Origin of the sequence: Burkholderia sp. Ac-20379 (assembly GCF_017104645.1) — a bacterium.
Taxonomy (GTDB): Bacteria; Pseudomonadota; Gammaproteobacteria; order Burkholderiales; family Burkholderiaceae; genus Burkholderia.
Window position 1 is genome coordinate 1 of the sequence record NZ_JAAGPF010000077.1, and the last position, 17,258, is coordinate 17,258.

Annotated in this window: 19 protein-coding genes and 1 pseudogene; 12 read left to right on the plus strand and 8 right to left on the minus strand. The window is 68.3% G+C overall.

The genetic code is table 11. The annotated features are described in order from the left end of the window. Positions 1-243: pseudogene (locus G3N92_RS12865) on the plus strand (hypothetical protein); the annotation flags it as partial. A 48-nt stretch (positions 244-291) separates the two neighbouring features. Here the strand turns inward: G3N92_RS12865 and G3N92_RS12870 are convergent. Both G3N92_RS12870 and G3N92_RS12875 read right to left on the minus strand, forming a co-directional pair. Continuing rightward, on the minus strand, positions 292-549 hold the full coding sequence (locus tag G3N92_RS12870; RefSeq protein ID WP_206127907.1) for a hypothetical protein: 258 nt from the start codon (positions 547-549) through the stop codon (positions 292-294). Between the two features lie 9 nt (positions 550-558). Beyond that, complete coding sequence (locus G3N92_RS12875) at positions 559-1,017, minus strand: hypothetical protein (protein WP_206127908.1); 459 nt, start codon at positions 1,015-1,017, stop codon at positions 559-561. Between G3N92_RS12875 and G3N92_RS12880 the strand changes: the two genes are divergently transcribed. Next, on the plus strand, positions 995-1,681 hold the full coding sequence (locus G3N92_RS12880; protein WP_206127909.1) for a hypothetical protein: 687 nt from the start codon (positions 995-997) through the stop codon (positions 1,679-1,681). The two genes, G3N92_RS12875 and G3N92_RS12880, sit on opposite strands and share 23 nt — an antisense overlap. Before the next feature lie 81 nt (positions 1,682-1,762). Here G3N92_RS12880 and G3N92_RS12885 read toward each other — a convergent pair whose 3' ends face one another. Next, positions 1,763-2,524 carry a TerC family protein gene (locus G3N92_RS12885; protein ID WP_206127910.1) on the minus strand — a complete coding sequence of 254 codons (762 nt, stop codon included), beginning with the start codon at positions 2,522-2,524 and terminating at the stop codon, positions 1,763-1,765. A gap of 135 nt (positions 2,525-2,659) precedes the next feature. Between G3N92_RS12885 and G3N92_RS12890 the strand changes: the two genes are divergently transcribed. After that, positions 2,660-3,547, plus strand: a complete 888-nt coding sequence (locus tag G3N92_RS12890; RefSeq protein WP_206127911.1) for a LysR family transcriptional regulator — start codon at positions 2,660-2,662, stop codon at positions 3,545-3,547. An 85-nt stretch (positions 3,548-3,632) separates the two neighbouring features. Here the strand turns inward: G3N92_RS12890 and G3N92_RS12895 are convergent, their stop codons facing one another. Further along, on the minus strand, positions 3,633-4,166 hold the full coding sequence (locus tag G3N92_RS12895; protein WP_206127912.1) for a flavin reductase: 534 nt from the start codon (positions 4,164-4,166) through the stop codon (positions 3,633-3,635). 192 nt (positions 4,167-4,358) lie between these two features. After that, the gene (locus tag G3N92_RS12900; protein ID WP_206127913.1) at positions 4,359-5,333 is read right to left on the minus strand and encodes an AraC family transcriptional regulator; all 975 of its coding nucleotides are present in this window, start codon (positions 5,331-5,333) and stop codon (positions 4,359-4,361) included. Between the two features lie 42 nt (positions 5,334-5,375). Here G3N92_RS12900 and G3N92_RS12905 point away from each other — a divergent pair, with 42 nt between their 5' ends. Next, complete coding sequence (locus G3N92_RS12905) at positions 5,376-6,134, plus strand: SDR family oxidoreductase (RefSeq protein WP_206127914.1); 759 nt, start codon at positions 5,376-5,378, stop codon at positions 6,132-6,134. A gap of 85 nt (positions 6,135-6,219) precedes the next feature. Beyond that, positions 6,220-6,978 (plus strand): SDR family NAD(P)-dependent oxidoreductase, encoded by a 759-nt coding sequence (locus G3N92_RS12910; protein WP_206127915.1) that lies wholly within the window; start codon positions 6,220-6,222, stop codon positions 6,976-6,978. 13 nt (positions 6,979-6,991) lie between these two features. On the opposite strand, the gene G3N92_RS12915 is transcribed toward G3N92_RS12910, so the two are convergent. Next, positions 6,992-7,900 (minus strand): LysR family transcriptional regulator, encoded by a 909-nt coding sequence (locus tag G3N92_RS12915; RefSeq protein ID WP_206127916.1) that lies wholly within the window; start codon positions 7,898-7,900, stop codon positions 6,992-6,994. A gap of 148 nt (positions 7,901-8,048) precedes the next feature. Here G3N92_RS12915 and G3N92_RS12920 point away from each other — a divergent pair, with 148 nt between their 5' ends. Continuing rightward, entirely contained in the window at positions 8,049-8,750 is a 702-nt protein-coding gene (locus G3N92_RS12920; protein WP_206127917.1) for an SDR family NAD(P)-dependent oxidoreductase, read from the plus strand. Between the two features lie 12 nt (positions 8,751-8,762). Here G3N92_RS12920 and G3N92_RS12925 read toward each other — a convergent pair whose 3' ends face one another. Beyond that, entirely contained in the window at positions 8,763-9,371 is a 609-nt protein-coding gene (locus G3N92_RS12925) for an ANTAR domain-containing protein (RefSeq protein WP_206127918.1), read from the minus strand. Further along, positions 9,368-10,534 (minus strand): transporter substrate-binding domain-containing protein, encoded by a 1,167-nt coding sequence (locus tag G3N92_RS12930; protein ID WP_206127919.1) that lies wholly within the window; start codon positions 10,532-10,534, stop codon positions 9,368-9,370. The genes G3N92_RS12925 and G3N92_RS12930 overlap by 4 nt, the downstream gene beginning before the upstream one ends. 355 nt (positions 10,535-10,889) lie before the next feature. On the opposite strand from G3N92_RS12930, the gene urtA reads away from it, so the two are divergent. From urtA to G3N92_RS12960, 6 genes are all read left to right on the plus strand, one after another. Further along, positions 10,890-12,083 (plus strand): urea ABC transporter substrate-binding protein, encoded by a 1,194-nt coding sequence (gene urtA / locus G3N92_RS12935; RefSeq protein WP_206127920.1) that lies wholly within the window; start codon positions 10,890-10,892, stop codon positions 12,081-12,083. A 62-nt stretch (positions 12,084-12,145) separates the two neighbouring features. Continuing rightward, positions 12,146-13,045, plus strand: coding sequence for an urea ABC transporter permease subunit UrtB (gene urtB / locus G3N92_RS12940; protein WP_206127921.1), 900 nt, complete (start codon positions 12,146-12,148; stop codon positions 13,043-13,045). Between the two features lie 4 nt (positions 13,046-13,049). Beyond that, positions 13,050-14,192, plus strand: coding sequence for an urea ABC transporter permease subunit UrtC (urtC, locus tag G3N92_RS12945; RefSeq protein ID WP_206127922.1), 1,143 nt, complete (start codon positions 13,050-13,052; stop codon positions 14,190-14,192). Further along, positions 14,189-14,926, plus strand: coding sequence for an urea ABC transporter ATP-binding protein UrtD (gene urtD / locus G3N92_RS12950; RefSeq protein WP_206127923.1), 738 nt, complete (start codon positions 14,189-14,191; stop codon positions 14,924-14,926). The genes urtC and urtD overlap by 4 nt, the downstream gene beginning before the upstream one ends. A 2-nt stretch (positions 14,927-14,928) precedes the next feature. After that, complete coding sequence (gene urtE, locus G3N92_RS12955) at positions 14,929-15,618, plus strand: urea ABC transporter ATP-binding subunit UrtE (protein WP_206127924.1); 690 nt, start codon at positions 14,929-14,931, stop codon at positions 15,616-15,618. Between the two features lie 71 nt (positions 15,619-15,689). After that, positions 15,690-17,234: an amidase family protein gene (locus G3N92_RS12960; RefSeq protein WP_206127925.1), complete on the plus strand. Its 1,545-nt coding sequence runs from the start codon at positions 15,690-15,692 to the stop codon at positions 17,232-17,234. Positions 17,235-17,258: the final 24 nt, after the last annotated feature.

Genomic DNA, 17,258 nt, shown 5'->3' on the forward strand with positions numbered 1-17,258 from the left:
CGGGGCGGAGGCCGCGCCGCCGGCGGCATCCTGCGCAGCCAGTGCGGGCATGGCGGCCGCGCTCGCGCACAGCCAGAGGAGCAGGGCGGCGCCGCGCACGCGACGAGCGGCAGCGGCGGCAACAACTGGGCGGGGCGACGGGGCGTCGAAATCTCGCATCACATGGCCTCGGCAAGGAAGAATCGATACCGGTCAGGCATGACGGGTTCGATTTCGTTCGGCCGGGGTTGTGACGACTTGTAAGCGGGGTCGGAGTACGTAAAGGCAGCGATGCGTAAAGCGCGCAAGCGCTCAACCGAGATCGTCGTCGATTTCCTTGCGCTCGCGGCGTTCCTCGTTGCCGCGCCGCGCGCGCAGGCGCTGGCGCGACAGCACCGAGATCACTTCGCCGGTGCTTGCGCCGGCCGGAATTTCATTGCGGATGACTTTCGCCACGAGCGGCAGCCCGGCCCGCTGCCGTTTCAGCGCGCGGGCGATCGCGTCCCGGCAGGCCGGTCCGTGGCACTCCCATTCGTCGCGGATTCTTTCGCAGTAGCGGCACTTTTCCATCCGGCAAGTTTACCCGGAATCGATTTTTGATTTCGAGCCCGGCCCGGTGGCCCGAGCGGCGGCGCCTGCGTGGGCGGCGCGAAAATGTCGACGGCGGTGCGCATCGGTGTCGCTCGCGGCCCACGCGAGCGTGGACGAGGGCGGTGCGTCGATCTGGCTGAGTGCGGTGCAGCAAAACGGCGGCGGTGCCGGGCGGACGATCCATTCAGCACGCGAATTGTCCCGATTGCTGCGGCGCGAAACGCGCGTCCGGCGGTTATCGCGAACCTTGTTTGCGTGCGCATCCAAAGGATCTTCTGCTACGAAAAAAATGTCGCAGACATCCGGGCGAATACCTACATAAAAACGCCGATAGCGGTATAGTAGGCGCGCTTGCCGGCGCCCTCCCCAGCGCCGGACGATATCCCGGCGGGCTGCGCCGCCAACCGTGATCTCACCTCGGACGATGCAAGATATTCTGCTGCTCATCGCTGCCTCGGTCGGCTTCGCGATTGTCGCGATCGCCGCCTGCGTCTGGTTCGCCGGCCGTCAGGCACGACGGAATCCGTATTCGCAACAAGCGTTCGTGCGCCAGGCGGCGCCGCAACAGCCGCGCCGCGCTCGCGATTCCGGTTCCTCCCCCGCTTCCCGCATCATGCCGTCCGCCGCGCTGGCGATGGCCAACGCCGATGCCGCGGCCCGTTCGTCGGCCGACGGCGCGATGATCGCGGCCGCTTCGGCCGGCGTGCGGCGTCCGTCGCGCTCGCGTTCCGCCGAGGTGGCCGAACGCGAGGCGCAGGCAGCGGCCAAGGCGGCCGTGCGCGATGCGCACGACGCCGATGCGGATGCAGTCGATCTTGAACACCGCGCCGCCCAGGCCGTGCGCAACGCACGGCCCAATGTGTCGGGCTCCGAAGCATCGGCGCTGCGCCTGCAGGATCGCGCGCAACGCGCGCGCCGCTACGCGACGCTGGCCACGCAATGGGCCGCCGACGCCCGCAACTACGCCGAGCTGGCGATCGGCGAACCCACCGGCACGAACGCGGCGCTCGCGATCGAGCGCGCCATGCAGGCCGCCGGCGCGCGCCGCGAAACCAAACGCCTGGCCGCCCAGCGCCGGGGCCGCGTGCGCGGCCTGCAACCGGCGGAATGACCGGCGAGCGCTGGCTGCCCAGGGCCCCGTTACTTCGGTTTCCTTTCTGAATTCCCGATCGATATCGATGCCGCGGCGGCTTCAGTGCCTGCCGCCCGCATCCGTGCGCTTGGCCTTGGCGCGCCGCGACAGCATGTTCATGCCCTCGACGAAGGCCGAGAACGCCATTGCCGCGTAGATATACCCCTTCGGCACGTGCGTCCCGAAGCCTTCGGCGATCAGCGTCATGCCGATCACGACGAGGAAGCTCAGCGCCAGCATCACGATGGTCGGGTTGCGGTCGATGAAGCGCGACAGCGGGCCGGCCGCGAACAGCATCACCGTGACGGCCGCGATCACCGCGATGAACATGATCGCCACGTGTTCGGTCATGCCGATCGCCGTCACGATGCTGTCGATCGAGAACACGATGTCGAGCACGAGGATCTGGCCGATCGCCGCCACCGGCGTCAGCATCGCGGCGGCCACGCCGCCGCCGCCCGCGCTGTCTTCCGTGCCGGGCGCGACGTGGTGATGGATCTCGCGCGTCGCCTTCCACACCAGGAACAGGCCGCCCGAAATCAGGATCATGTCGCGCCACGAAAACGCATGATCGAACAGCGTGAACGCCGGCTGCGTGAGCCGCGCGATCCAGGCCACGGTGCCGAGCAGCGCCAGCCGCAGGATCAGCGCGAGGCCGATGCCGATCCGCTGCGTGCGGGCGCGCTGCGCTTCCGGCAGCTTGTTGCTGAGGATCGAGATGAAGATCAGGTTGTCGATGCCGAGCACGATCTCCATCGCCACCAGCGTCAGCAGGGCGGCCCAGATGGCGGGATCGGCGGCGAGGGTCAACAGGTGGTCCATGGGCGGTTCCGGAATCCGATAGGAAAGCGTGGTCGAGGCTTGCTATGATCGGCGCTTGCGCGATTCGCAAAAACCAGCGTGAAGCTGATTCATACTTCGGTTTTTCCGAAATGTGCCGCCACCGCCAGGGTCATCATGCTCAATTTCCGCCATCTCTACTACTACTGGGTCGTCGTCAAGGAAGGCGGGTTCGCGCGCGCGGCCGACCGGCTCGACATGGCCGTGCAGACCATCAGCGCGCAGGTGCGCGAGCTGGAGCGCGCGCTCGGCCATCCATTGCTGAAGCCGGCCGGGCGCGGCGTGACGATGACCGAGGCCGGGCAGGCGGCGTTCGCGCGCGCCGACGAGATGTTCCGGATCGGCGCGCGGATCGCCGACGACGTGCGCGCCGCCGCGAGCGGCGAGATCGCGCGGCTTGCCGTGGGGCTGACCGACGGCGTGTCGAAGCTGGCCGCGCATGCCGTGCTGGCGCCGGCGCTCGACACGCCGCAACTGCGCCTGCTGTGCCACGAGGGCGAACTGGACGAGCTGCTGGCCGAACTGGCGCTGCACCGGCTCGACATGGTGCTGGCCAGCCAGCCCGCGCCGCCGCATCCGTCGCTGCGGCTGACGAGCGAGCGGCTGGCGGCCTCGGCCGTCGATTGGTACGGGCCGGCCTCGCTCGTCACGGCCGCCGCGCGTGCGCGGTTTCCCGACTGCCTGGCCAGCATGCCGGTGCTGCTGCCGACCCCGCACTCGCCGCTGCGCGCGCAACTGGAACGCCTGTTCGAAACGCTGGGCATCCGGCCCCGCATCGTCGGCGAGTTCGAGGACAGCGCGCTGATGGCCGTGTTCGGCGCGCGCGGGCTGGGGGTGTTTCCGCTCAGCGAATCGGGCGCGAGCGATGCGGCGCTGCTGCGCGGGCTGCGGCGGCTCGGGCGCGCCGAGGGCGCGGTCGAGGAGATCTACGCGATCCGGTCGCGGCGCGGCGAGCATCATCCGCTCGCGGAACGCGTGGTCGGGGCGGCGCGCGACGCGGCGTGAACACGGCCGCGCAGAAACGGCAACGGCGCCTTCGAGGCGCCGTCGTCGCATGCGGTGGCCGGCGCCCGGCCCCGGCCGCGTGACGTTACACGGCCACTTCCACCGTGTGCCCCACGCGATGGAACGCGCGGCCGAAGTAGATCAGCCCGTCCGCATCGGTGCGCACGCGAATCGTGGTGGCCTCCACGAACAGCACCGTGTGCGAACCCACGTCCTTCATTTCGACGATCGTGCCCTGCACGCTGGCCAGCGCGTCGCGCAGCACCGGCACGCCGTCGCGGCCGAGATCCCATTCGGTCTGGCCGAAGCGTTCGTCCATCGGCAGCTTGGTCAGGCCTGCGAAATGACGCGCCAGCGGTTCGTGTTCGCCCGGCAGCACGTTGACGCACAGCGTGCCGTGGCTCGTGAATGCCGCGTGGGTGCTGCTCGACCGGTTCAGGCACACCAGCAGCGTGGGCGGCGTGTCGGTGACGGAGCACACGGCGCTGGCCGTCACGCCGCAGCGGCCGTGCGGGCCGTCGGTCGTGATCACGTTGACGGCGGCGCCGAGGTGCGCCATCGCGTGGCGGAACAGCTGGCGTGCGTTGTCGTCGGCAGGCGCGCGCATCGGGTCGGTCATGAAAACTCCTGAATCGGAAAGCATGACGAAACGTCGTGCCCGGAACGCGCCGGGGCCGCCGATTTCGTCGAACAGTCCGGCAGTGTCGCCCGTCTCGCCGGAAAAGTCAGGGAAACCCCTTGCTTGCCGGGGTTTTCGGGGCGGGACGCGGCTTGCCGGGCCGCAGGCGTCCAGACGACGGACAGTGTTGCCTCAGGCTTCGCCGGCGACTGTCTGTTCGCGCGCATAGTGCGACGGCGGCTGCCCGACGTGCCGCGTAAACGCCACGCTGAACGTGCTGGCGGAGCTGTAGCCCACGCGCTGCGCGACCTCGGCGATGCGCCCCTGATTGCGGCGCAGCAGATCCTTGGCCAGCGCCATGCGCCAGGTCAGCAGGTATTCCATCGGTGCGACGCCGACCGCGTGGCTGAAGCGCTCGAAGAACGTCGAACGCGACATCGCGGCCTCCTTGGCCAGCGCGGCCACCGTCCACGCCTGCGTGGGGCGCTCGTGCATGCCGCGGATCGCGGCGGCGAGCCGGCTGTCGGCCAGACCGCGCACGAGGCCCGGCGAGGCCTGGGTACCCGCCGTGGAGCGCAGCGCCTCGATCAGCAGCACCTCCAGCAGCCTCGACAGCACCTCCTCGCGCGCCGGCCGCTGCTCGCTCCATTCTTCCCGCATCAGATGCACGAGCGTGGCCAGCCGCGCCTCGCCGCGCACATGCACCTGCCTCGGCAGCAGCGAGACGAGCAGCGCCGCGTCGGGCGAGCCGAAGCTGCAATGGCCGACCACGATGCGCGAATCGATCGGCCGCTCGGCCGCGCCGATCCGGAATTCGCCGGGGCGCAGCGGGGTGGGCGTCGAGGTGCCCGCCTCGGGCGGCGGCGCGTTCAGGCTCGACATCCCCACGCCGTAGGCGGCCGGAATCAGCACGAAATCGCCCGCCTGCAGCTCGGCCGGCGCGTGGCCGTCCACCATCAGGCGGCAGCCGCCGTCGAGCACCACGCAATAGAACGGCTGGCCCGAATCCGAGCGGCTGACGCGCCACGGGCTGGCGCCGTAGACGAACTTGGAAAACCGCGCGCTCGGCTGCAGCAAGCCCACGACCTCGGCAAGGGGATCGATCATGGCCGGACTCTCGCAAATGAAATTCGGATTGTCGATTGTAGCGAGTACGGCTGCGGGCATCTATCGTAGAGGCACCTTTTCTTCGCCCGACAGGAGCCTTCCATGCAAACCGTATTGATCACCGGCTGTTCGTCCGGCTTCGGCCTCGAAACCGCGCGGCTGTTCCTCGAGCGCGGCTGGCGCGTGGTCGCCACCATGCGCACGCCACGCGAGGACCTGCTGCCGCCGTCCGACAACCTGCGCGTGCTGGCGCTCGACGTGACCCGCCCGGACAGCATCCGCGCGGCGCTCGAGGCGGCCGGCCCGATCGACGTGCTGGTCAACAACGCCGGGTTCGGCGCGGCCTCGCCGGCCGAGCTGGTGCCGCTCGACACCGTGCGCGAGGTGTTCGAGACCAACGCGGTGGGCACCATCGCGCTGACGCAGGCGGTGTTGCCGCAGTTCCGCGCGCGCCGGGCCGGCGTGGTGGTGAACGTCACGTCGAGCGTGACGATCAAGGCGCTGCCGCTGATCAGCGCCTATCGCGCCAGCAAGGCGGCCGTGAATGCCTATACCGAATCGCTGGCGCTCGAAGTGGCGCCGCTCGGCGTGCGCGTGCGGCTCGTGCTGCCGGGGCGCTCGCCCGAGACGCGCTTCGGCGAGAACGCGCGTGCGCACATCGCCGGCTTTGATCACCCGGCCTACGCGGAGCTGGTCAAGACGGTGCTGGCCAACATGGCCGACACCTCGGGGCCGCTGACGCATTCGATCGACGTGGCCGAAGCCGTGTGGCGCGCCGCGACCGATCCGGCCACGCCGCTGAAGATCCCGGCCGGCAAGGACGCCGAGGCGTGGGCCGCCGAGGTGGCCGCCGGGCGCTGAACCCGGGGCCCATCGACGATGGCGGAATCGGCCGGTCGTTCAGTACCCCTGCTGATTCCGCGAAACGCAATATTCAGGAGAACTCATGCAGAACCAACGCATTGCACTCGTGACCGGCGCCAATCAGGGCATCGGCCTTCAGATCGCCAAGGACCTCGTGGCACGCGGCTGCTTCGTGCTGATCGGCGCGCGCCGGCTCGACCGCGGCGAGGCGGCCGCGCAGGAAGTGGGCGAAGGCTCGCGCGCGCTGCAGCTCGATGTGACCGATCAGGCCTCGATCGACGCGGCGGCGCAGACGATTCGCGAGTCGTACGGCCGGCTCGATCTGCTGATCAACAACGCGGCGATCTCGAACACCGGCCTGCGCGGCAGCCAGAGCATCGAGGACTACGCGAAAACCACGCGCCCGAGCAACGTCTCGATCGACGTGATGCGCGCCGTGTGGGACACCAACGTGTTCGGCGTGCTGGCCGTCTATCAGGCGATGCTGCCGCTGCTGCGGCTCGCCGAGGATGCGCGCATCGTCAACGTGTCGAGCGGCGTCGGCTCGCTGACCACCAATTCCGATCCGGCCTTCCCGTACCGCGCGATTTTCGGCCCCGTGTATCCGGCCTCGAAGACGGCGCTCAACGCCATCACGCTGGCGATGGCGCTCGAACTGGAACCGGAAGGGATCAAGGTCAACGCCGTGTCGCCGGGCTATACGCGCACCAACCTCAACAATTATTCGGGGACCGAAACCGTGGAGGAGGGCGCACGCGAGGCGGTGCGGGTGGCGCTGCAGGGGCCGGACGCGCCGACCGGCACGTTCACGCGCTGGGAAAACCAGACGATCCCCTGGTAGGCGCGGCTGCACATCAGTCCGCCGCCGGGCCGCGGCACACGGCGAGCACGCGCTGCCGCAGCCAGCGGTGGACGGGATCGGCGTCGAGGCGCGGGTGCCACATCTGCGAGACGGTGATCTCGCCGGCATCCACCGGCAGGGCGAACGCGTGGGCGCTGTCGCCGGCCTGCGCGTCGAAGAACGAGGCCGGCACCAGCGCGATCAAGTCCGAATGGCGGGCCACCGCCAGCGCGGCCGGAAAGCCGGGCACGGCCGCCGCAATGGTGCGCTCCAGCCCGAGCGCGGCCAGCGCGGTATCCACCGGGCCGCGCGGGTCGTCCTTGCGCGCGGCCACCACATGGCCGAACGCCACATAGCGCCGGGCGCTGACGCGGCGTGCGCGTTCGAGCGGATGGCCGCGTCGTACCGCGCCGACGAAACGATCGCGGAACAGCGCCTGGATGCGCACCTCCGGCCCCATCTCGCCGAGCACGCCGATTTCCAGATCCACCGTGCCCTCGCGTAGCGGCGCCGCGCTCTTGGCCGGCTTGGCGGCGAAGCGCAGGAACACGTGCGGCGCATCCGCCGTGACGGCCGCGATCAACTGCGCGCCGAACGCCTCGACGAAGCCCTCGTTGGCGCGGATCGTCAAGGTCTGGCGCAGCGTGGCCAGATCGAGATCGGCGCCGGCCGGCCGCAGCACCGCGAGCGTTTCGTGCAGCGCCGCGCGGGTGCGTTCGCGAATCGCCTGCGCATGCGGCGTGGCCACCATGCCGCGCCCGGCGCGCACCAGCAGCGGATCGCCGGTGGCCGCGCGCAGCCGCGCGAGCGTGCGGCTCATCGCCGAATCGCTGAGGCCGAGCCGCCGCGCGGCGCCGGCCACGCTGCCTTCGGCGAGCAGGGCGTCGAGCGCGACGAGCAGGTTGAGATCGGAATCGGACATGCGCGGATGCTAGCACGCAGGCGCGCATGACATGGCGTTCCATGCAGGTTATTCCTGCATCTCATGCGTCTTCCGCCATGTGCGGCGCGCCGCTACAGTGGGTTCATCGGCTGGCGATCGCGCCGGCCACACCATGAGGGCACGCCATATGACAGCACACCATCAGCACACTGTATTGATCGTCGGCGCGTCGCGCGGCCTCGGCTTCGCGATGGTCGACGGCTATCTGAAGCGCGGCTGGCGCGTGATCGCCACCGGCCGCCGCCATGCCACCGCATCGCTCGAACAGCGCGCCCGCGACGCCGGCGGCGCGCTCGAAGTCGAAACGCTCGACATCACCGCGCCCGACGAACTGGCCGCGCTGCGCGAGCGCCTGGCGGGCCGCCGGCTCGACGTGCTGTTCGTCAATGCGGGTGTCAAGAACGACGACCGCGAGACGGTGGCCGACGTGTCGACCGACGAGTTCGTGCGCGTGATGGTCACCAATGCGCTGAGCCCGATGCGCGTGGTCGAGTCGCTCGAAGCGCTGGTGCCGCCCAACGGCACGATCGGCGTGATGTCGTCGGGGCAGGGCAGCGTGACGAACAACCTGAACGGCAACTACGAGGTGTATCGCGCCAGCAAGGCCGCGCTGAACATGTTCATGCGCAGCTTCGCGGCGCGCCATGCGGCCGACCCGCGCACGCTGCTGCTGATGGCGCCGGGTTGGGTGCGCACCGACATGGGCGGGCCGCAGGCGCGGCTCGGCATCGACGACAGCATCCCGAAGCTGATCGACACGATGGCGGCGCAGGCCGGCCGCGCCGGGCTGCAGTATCTCGACTATCAGGGGCTGACGGTGCCGTGGTGAACCCGGCCCGCGTCACATCCGCAGCATCTGGCTCGCGTTGATGATCGCGTTCGCGATCTGCTCGATCGGCGTGCGGTCGGTCATCGATTTCGTGCGCAACAGTTCGTAGGCCTTGTCTTCCGAAATGCCGTTGCTCTCGCTGAGGATCGCGGTGGCGCGCTGGATCTGGCGGCGCTCGGTGGCCTTCTCGTCGTTGCGCTTGACGCGCCGCTCCAACTGCTGGCGGTTGCGGTGCTGGAACATCGTCACCGAAATCGCCGTCAGGACGCCGAACGAGCGCACCGGCGACGGAATCACGCAATGCGCGTCGAGCTGCATGACGGCTTCGATGATGATCGGGTTCTCGTAGGTCACCACGGGAATCACGGGCGGCGCGTCGCGCCGGTCGCGCCAGGTCAGTTCGACCGCCAGCGATTCGGGGCGCACGGCCAGGAACACCAGGTCGACGTTGTCGGGCAGCTCGGCGGCGTGCGGCCAGAACGTGCAGACGCGGCAGCCGATCCGGCTCAGTTGCGCGATCAGTTCGGCGCGATCGTCGTCGTCGGGATGGATCACGGCAACGTGCAGCGAACGGATCGCACGCAGGACTTCGGGCGTGCGGGCGGTATGAAACGGTTTCATTCGCGTCCCCCGTCGGCCAGTTCGAGCGTGGCGGCGCCGCTGCCGTCGCCGAACGCGATCACGAACGGATCGGGGCGCACCCAGTCGGGCGCTTCCTGCAGGATGTCGAACTGGGCGTGCGCATTGAGCCGGCCGATGCGCGGGCGCAGGTAGGTGTGATGATTCTGCTCGTCGATCTTGACGCGCCCCTGCGGGGCATCGAATTCGAGGCCGGGCAGCGTGCGCAGCAGCGCATCGGGCTCGTCGCCGCCGGTGCGCCGCATCGCGTCGGCCAGCAGATGCATCTGGAAATAGGCGGCTTCCCAGCACATGTCGGTCACCACGTCGTCGCCGAAGCGGCGGCGAAAGCGCGCGATCACGTCGTGGTTGGCGGGCGTGTCGACCGACTGGAAATACGGCGACGACGTGATGTGGCCTTCGCCGATCTCGGCGCCCATCGCCGCGAATTCGGTTTCGGTGGTGGACAGCGTGGCGATCGGGCAGCGCGCCGGATCGAGGCCCGCCTCGGCATAGGCGCGGTAGATGTGCGCCATGCCGATGCCCACTACCGTCGAATAGATGAAATCGGGTGCGGCCGCAACGATCTTCTTCATCGCGTCGCGATACGCGTCGTAACCGGCATTGAGCGGCAGGTAGATTTCGCCCGCCTTTTCACCGCCATTTTCGAACACGAGATCGCTCATCACGCGATTCGCTTCGTACGGATAGATGTAATCGGAGCCGATCATGAACACGCGCTTGCCGTGATTGCGCAGCATGTAATCGGCCAGCGGGAAGCTGTTCTGATTCGGCGCGGCGCCGGTGTAGATCACGTTGCGGCTGCATTCGAAGCCTTCGTACAGCGTGGGATACAGCAGCAGCGCGTTGTGGCGTTCGAGCACCGGCAGCACGGCCTTGCGCGTGCTCGACATGTAGCAGCCCACCACCACGCGAATCCGCTCGTTGGCGATCATGCCGGTCAGCAGTTCGGCGTAGCGCGCCGGGCGTGAGGCTGGATCGCACAGCACGAGTTCGACCTCGCGGCCGTCGATACCGCCGGCATCGTTGATCTCCTCGGTCGCGAAGCGCGTGGCGCGCTGCTGGGAACGTTCGATCGGGGCGGTCACGCCGGTTTCGGAAAGCAGGACGCCGATCCGGATCGGGTCGCGGTGCGATGAGGTCATGAGCAGGGCGAAACAACGGTAAGAGGAATCGAGGCCGCGAAGCGCCGCGCGGCGGCGCGTTTCGCGGCATGTCGACATGACCATAACCGATTCGCGCGCCGGAAAACAAACCCGGATCGGCCCGAAGGCATGGCCCACGGCGGCCCGATCAGCTTCGAAAATTTCCGCTTGCCACGGATTTTTCGCTGCGATATGTTTCGCCCATGCCAAGGAGAAACAGCGCCTTGCCACGGAGTACTCACTGATTGCGCGGTGTCGGACAAAGGCGTCCGACACCGCACCGGCCACGGAAGCCCGACGTCCAGCACACGCTGGTCGTCGGGCTTTTTTTTTCTTCATTTTTTCGAAGGTAGCGATGACAGCCAATCGACGTACGTTCATCAAGAGTGCCCTCGCGTCCGTCGCGGCGGGTGCGTTTCCCGCGGTCGCCACGCTGGCGAGCCGTTCCGCCTCGGCCGCGGCGGATCCGATCAAGGTCGGTATCCTGCATTCGCTGACCGGCACGATGGCGATCGCCGAAGCGCACATCGTCGACGCCGAAAAGATGGCGATCGACGCGCTGAACGCGAGCGACGGCGTGCTCGGCCGTCCGATCCAGACGGTCGTGGAAGACGGCGCGAGCGACTGGCCGACCTTCGCGGAGAAGGCGCAGAAGCTGCTCGAGAGCGACAAGGTATCGGTGATCTTCGGCTGCCACACGTCGGCCTCGCGCAAGGCGGTGCTGCCGGTCATGGAGCGCTACAACGGGCTGCTGTACTACCCGTGCTACTACGAAGGCCTCGAGATGTCGAAGAACATCATGTACACGGGGCAGGAAGCCACGCAGTCGGTGATTCCGGCCATCAACTGGCTTGCGAAGAACAAGGGCAAGAAGTTCTTCCTGATCGGTTCGGACTACGTGTGGCCGCGCACCATCAACCGCATCGCCCACCCGGTGGTGGCGAAGGCGGGCGGCACGGTCGTGGGCGAGGATTACTTCCCGCTCGGCGCGGTGGAATTCTCGTCGGTGATCGCCAAGATCAAGGCGGCCAAGCCCGACGTGATCCTGTCGACCATCGTGGGCGGCTCGAACGTCGCGCTGTTCAAGCAGCTCAACTCGGCGGGCATCAACGGCCGCAACCAGGCCATCATGGCGCTCGCCGTCAGCGAGGAAGAGGCCTACGGCATCGGCAACGACAACCTGGTCGGCGTGCTGAGCTGCATGGGCTACTTCCAGAGCATCGACACGCCCGAGAACAAGGCGTTCGTCGGCGCGTTCAAGAAGCGCTACGGCCAGAACCGCGTGCTCGGCGACACGATGGAATCGAGCTACACGGCGGTGCATCTGTGGAAGCTCGCGGCCGAGAAGGCGAAATCGCTGCAGGTCGAGAAGGTGGTGGCGGCCTCGTCCGGCCTCGAATGGGACGCGCCGGAAGGCAAGGTGCGCTTCCACGCGAGCAACCATCACCTGTGGAAGCACGCGCGGATCGGCGCGTTCCGGGCCGACGGCCAGGTCGACATCCTGTACGAATCGCCGCTGATCGAGCCGAACCCGTTCCCGAAGCTGTAAGCGAGCGGGCTTCCGCTTCCGGCGCGGCCGCCTCCGGCCGCGCGCTTTCCCGGTGATCGACCATGACTCTCGATATGTTGCTTACGCAGGTCTTCAACGGCCTGTCGATGTTCACCGTGCTCGCGCTGATGGCGCTCGGCCTCGCGATCGTGTTCGGCCTGATGGGCGTGATCAACATGGCGCACGGCGAGCTGATGGCGCTCGGCGCGTACATGACCTACCTGTGCGCGCAGATCTTCCAGCGCTGGCTGCCGTCGCTGATGGGCGCGTATTTCCTCGTCGGCATCCTGGTTGCATTCGCCACCACGTTCGCGGTGGGCGTGCTGCTGGAGCGCGTGATGATCCGGCGCCTCTACCAGCGTCCGCTCGACACGATGCTGGCCACCTGGGGCCTGTCGCTGGTGCTGCAGCAGGTGTTTCGCCAACTGTTCGGCCCGGTCGACGTGAGCGTGCCGACCGTGAGCTGGCTGCAGGGCGCGTGGACGCTCGGCAACACCGCGATCCCGCTGAGCCGGCTGTTCATCATCGGCCTGACCGGCTGCGTCGCGCTCGTGGTGTTCCTGTTCCTGTTTCGCAGCCGCTGGGGCCTGCGGATCCGTTGCGTGATGCAGAACCGCGCGATGGCCGGCGCGGCCGGCATCGATGCGCAACGCGTGGATGCGGTCACGTTCGGGCTCGGCTGCGGCCTGGCCGGCATCGCCGGCAGCGCGCTGACGCTGCTTGCCTCGACCGGCCCCGTCACCGGCCAGCAATACATCGTCGACACGTTCGTGGTGGTGGTGTTCGGCGGTGTCGACAGCCTGATCGGCACGTTCCTGTCGGCGTTCTCGATCGGGCAGATGCAATCGCTGTTCGAGCTCGTGCTCAGCGGCTCGATGGCGAAGGCCGCGATCCTGCTGCTCGTGATCGTCGCGCTGTATTTCCGGCCCAACGGCCTGTTCGCGCTCAAACTTCGGCGGTAATTCCATGAAAGATCTTTCGTCCGTATCCGTCGCGCCCGGCGCGCGCCCGGCCGGCACGCCGGCCGGCGGCAGCCTGGCCGCGTTCGCGAACCGCTACAGCGTGGTGGGCCTCGCGATCGTGCTGCTCGTCGCGATTCCCGTGTTGTGCGACACGTTCCGCCTGGGGCTGTTCGCGAAGTACCTGACGTTCGCGTTCTGCGCGGCCGGCCTCGTGCTCGCGTGGGGCTACGGCGGCATCCTGAGCCTGGGCCAGGGCATCTTCTTCGGGCTCGGCAGCTATTTCATGGCGATGAACATGAAGCTCGAAGCCACCGCGGCCGATCCGGCCGCCGCCGTGTTCGGCGGCAGCGACGGCGGCCCGCCGGTGCCGGACTTCATGACCTGGAACGGCATCACCGAGCTGCCGTTCTGGTGGAAGCCGTTCGCGCACGTCGGCTTCGTGATCCCAGCGATCCTGCTGATTCCGGCCGCGCTCGCGTTCCTGCTGGCCTACGCGAATTTCCGCAAGCGCGTGGGCGGCGTGTACTTCTCGATCGTCACGCTCGCGCTGGCTTCGATCCTGTCGATCGTGATCATCGGCCAGCAGGGCTACACGGGCGGCGTGAACGGCATCACGAACCTGCCGACGTTCATGGGCTACAACGTGCAGAGCAACGGCGCGGTGCGCGTGCTGTATTACGTCGGCGCGGTGCTGCTGCTGGCCGTGGTGCTGCTCGGCCGCTTCATCGTGCGCAGCCGGCTCGGCAAGGTGCTGGTGGCGATCCGCGATCGCGAGGACCGGATCCGCTTCTCGGGCTACGACCCGGCGATGTTCAAGGCCTTCGTGTTCGCGGCCGCCGCGATGTGCTCGGCGATCGGCGGCGCGCTGTTCACGCTGCAGGTGGGGTTCGCGTCGCCGTCGATCTGCGGGATCGTGCCGTCGGTCGAGATGGTGATCTACGCGGCGGTGGGCGGGCGGCTGTCGCTGGTTGGCGCGGTGTACGGCGCGCTGGTGGTGGGCGCCGCGAAAAGTTACCTGTCCGAACATTTCGTCGGCTTCTGGATGTACCTGATCGGCGCGCTGTTCATCGTGGTGCCGATGTACCTGCCGAAGGGGCTGGCCGGGCTGCTGCAATCGTTCACGTCGGATCGGGAGGGCGCGCAATGAACGGCGTCGTGTTGTCGGTCGAGAACCTGACCGTGTCGTTCGACGGCTTCAAGGCGATCGACGATCTGAACTTCTATGTCGACGCGAACGAGCTGCACGTCGTGATCGGCCCGAACGGCGCGGGCAAGACCACGCTGCTCGACATGATCTGCGGAAAAACCAAGCCGACGGCGGGCACGATCCGCTTCAACGGCCACCATCTGGAGCGGATGCTCGAATACCAGATCACGCGCGCCGGCGTGGGCCGCAAGTTCCAGAACCCGATGGTGTACGAGGAGCTGACGGTCGAGGAAAACCTGGAGATTTCGTATCCGCGCAAGCGCGACGTGCTCGGCTCGCTGTTCTTCCGGCGCGACACGGCGCTGCGCGAGGCGATCGACGAGGTCGCCGCGAAGGTGTTTCTCGCCGATCAGCTCGGCCGCCGCGCGGGGCTGCTCTCGCATGGCCAGAAGCAGTGGCTCGAGATCGGCATGCTGCTGATGCAGGAGCCGGCGCTGCTGATGCTCGACGAGCCGGTGGCCGGCATGAGCGCGAAGGAGCGCGAACTGACCGCCGATTTGCTGCGCGAGATCGCGCGCGGCCGCTCGGTGATCGTGATCGAGCACGACATGGAGTTCGTCAAGTCGATCGCGCACAAGGTCACGGTGCTGCATCAGGGCAAGAAGCTCGTCGAAGGGCCGATGAGCGCGGTGCAGCAGGATCCGCGCGTGGTCGAGGTCTACCTGGGACACTGAACATGCTGAATGTCGAGAACCTGAACGTGTATTACGGCGAAAGCCATGTGCTGCACGACCTGAATTTCACGCTCGCGGCCGGCGAGACGCTCGCGGTGATGGGCCGCAACGGCATGGGCAAGACCACGCTGCTGAAGGCGATGATCGGCATGATCCCGTCGCGCGGCGGCCGGATCGCGCTGAACGGGCGCGATCTCGCGCAGGCGCGCAGCGATCGCCGCGTGGCGGCGGGCTTCGGCTTCGTGCCGCAAGGGCGGATGATCTTCCCGAACGTGTCGGTCGAGGAAAACATCCTGAGCGGCATGGACCGCGTGCGCCGTCCGAGCATTCCCGATTACATCTACGAAGCGTTTCCGGTGCTGTGGGAGATGCGGCGGCGGCGCGGCGGCAACCTGTCGGGCGGCCAGCAACAGCAGCTCGCGATCGCGCGGGCGCTGGTGTCGAATCCGACAGTGCTGATCCTCGACGAACCGACCGAGGGCATCCAGCCGTCGATCATCAAGGACATCGCGCGCACGCTGAACCGGCTCAAGGCGGAGCGCGGCTTCGCGCTGCTGGTGTCCGAGCAGGTGCTGTCGTTCACGCTCGAGATCGCCGACCGCTTCCTGATCATCGAGCGCGGCCGCTTCGTGCACGACGCCGCGCGCGACAGCATCGACGCCGACAAGATCATGACGTTCCTGACGGTCTGAGCGCACTCAGGCCACGAGACGCCCGCGCGGAACAGGCGGGCGATGTTTGACAACCGAATCCGGACACCACCATGACGCAAACCCAAGACATCACGCCGATCGATCTCGACACGCTGACCGTCGAGCGCGTGCAGGCAGGCTTCGCCGCCGGCACGTTCACCGCCGAATCGCTGGCGCGCGCCTGCTTCGCGCGCATCGATGCGCTTAATGCTCAGTACAACGCAATGATCTTCCTGAACCACGCCGCACTCGACGACGCGCGCGAGATCGACCGCCGCCGCGCGGCCGGCGAGGCGCTCGGGCCGCTGGCCGGCGTGCCGGTGGTGATCAAGGACCCGATGGACATGGTCGGCTTTCCGACCACGGCGGGCTGGTCGCTGCTGTACGGCAAGACGGGCGGCATCGACCTGATGCCGGCCACCGATTCGCCCGTGGTTGCACGGATGCGCGCGGCCGGCGCGATCCTGCTCGGCAAGACCAACGTGCCGGTGCTGAGCCATTCGGGCACGCACGCCGACGACAGCTGGGCCGGCCCGACGCGCAACGTCGTGATGCCGGACCGCGTGCCCGGCGCGAGCAGCGCCGGCACGGCGGCGGCCGTGGCCTCGGCGATGGCCGTGCTTGGCCTGGCGGAGGAAACGGGCGGTTCGATCCAGAACCCGGCGTCGTCGCAGGATCTGGTCGGCATCAAGCCGACCATCGGCCTGGTGCCGAACGCGGGCGTGGTGCCGCTGTCGGGCAATCGCGACGTGGTCGGCCCGATCGCGCGCACCGTGCGCGACGCCGCGCTGTGCCTCGATGTGCTGGCAGGCTACACGGCCGAGGATCCGAAGACGCTCGCCTCGGTGGGCCACGAGCCGGAAGGCGGCTACACGGCGGGCCTCAGCGCCGACGCGCTGAAGGGCAAGCGGATCGGCCTGTACGGCGCGGGCTGGCGCACGCAGCCGCTGTCGGACGAGGCGGCGCGCCTGTACGAGCGCGCCAAGCAAGAACTGCGCGATGTGGGCGCGACGCTGGTGGACGACCCGTTCGCGGGCAGCGGCTTCGCCGGACTGCGCACGCCCACGGCGCCGCTCGCCAATTTCGACGCGCGCGGCATGGAGTCGATCCCTTACGATGTCGAACAATATCTGAAGCGCCTCGGGCCGGACGCCGCGCTGAAGACGTTCGCCGAATTCGCCGAAGCCACCGCGCAGCAGAATGTGTTCGCGCCGGACGGGATCCTCGGCTACCTGAACAGCCTCGCCGATTTCCCGGCCGCGCTCGCGAATCCGTCGCGCCCGCCCGAGATGCCCGAGTTCGTCGCGCTGAAGGCCGCGTATCTGAGGATTTTCGACGCGGTGATGCGCGAGCACCAGCTCGACGCGCTGGCGTTCCCGCAGATGCGCAGCGAGCTGCCGCCGTTCATGGGCAAGGAGACGATTCAGGAAACCACGGTCGGCGAACTGAACATCGCCGGGCTGCCCGGCGTGACGGTGCCGGCCGGTTATTACGCGTCGGGTTCGCCGTTCGGGCTGATCTTCGTGGGGCGGCAGTGGAGCGAGGCGGCGCTGATCGCGATGGCCTATGCGTTCGAACAGGCCACGCGGCATCGCAGGACGCCGAAGCTGGGGTGAGCGGCGGCGGGGCGGCAGGATCGC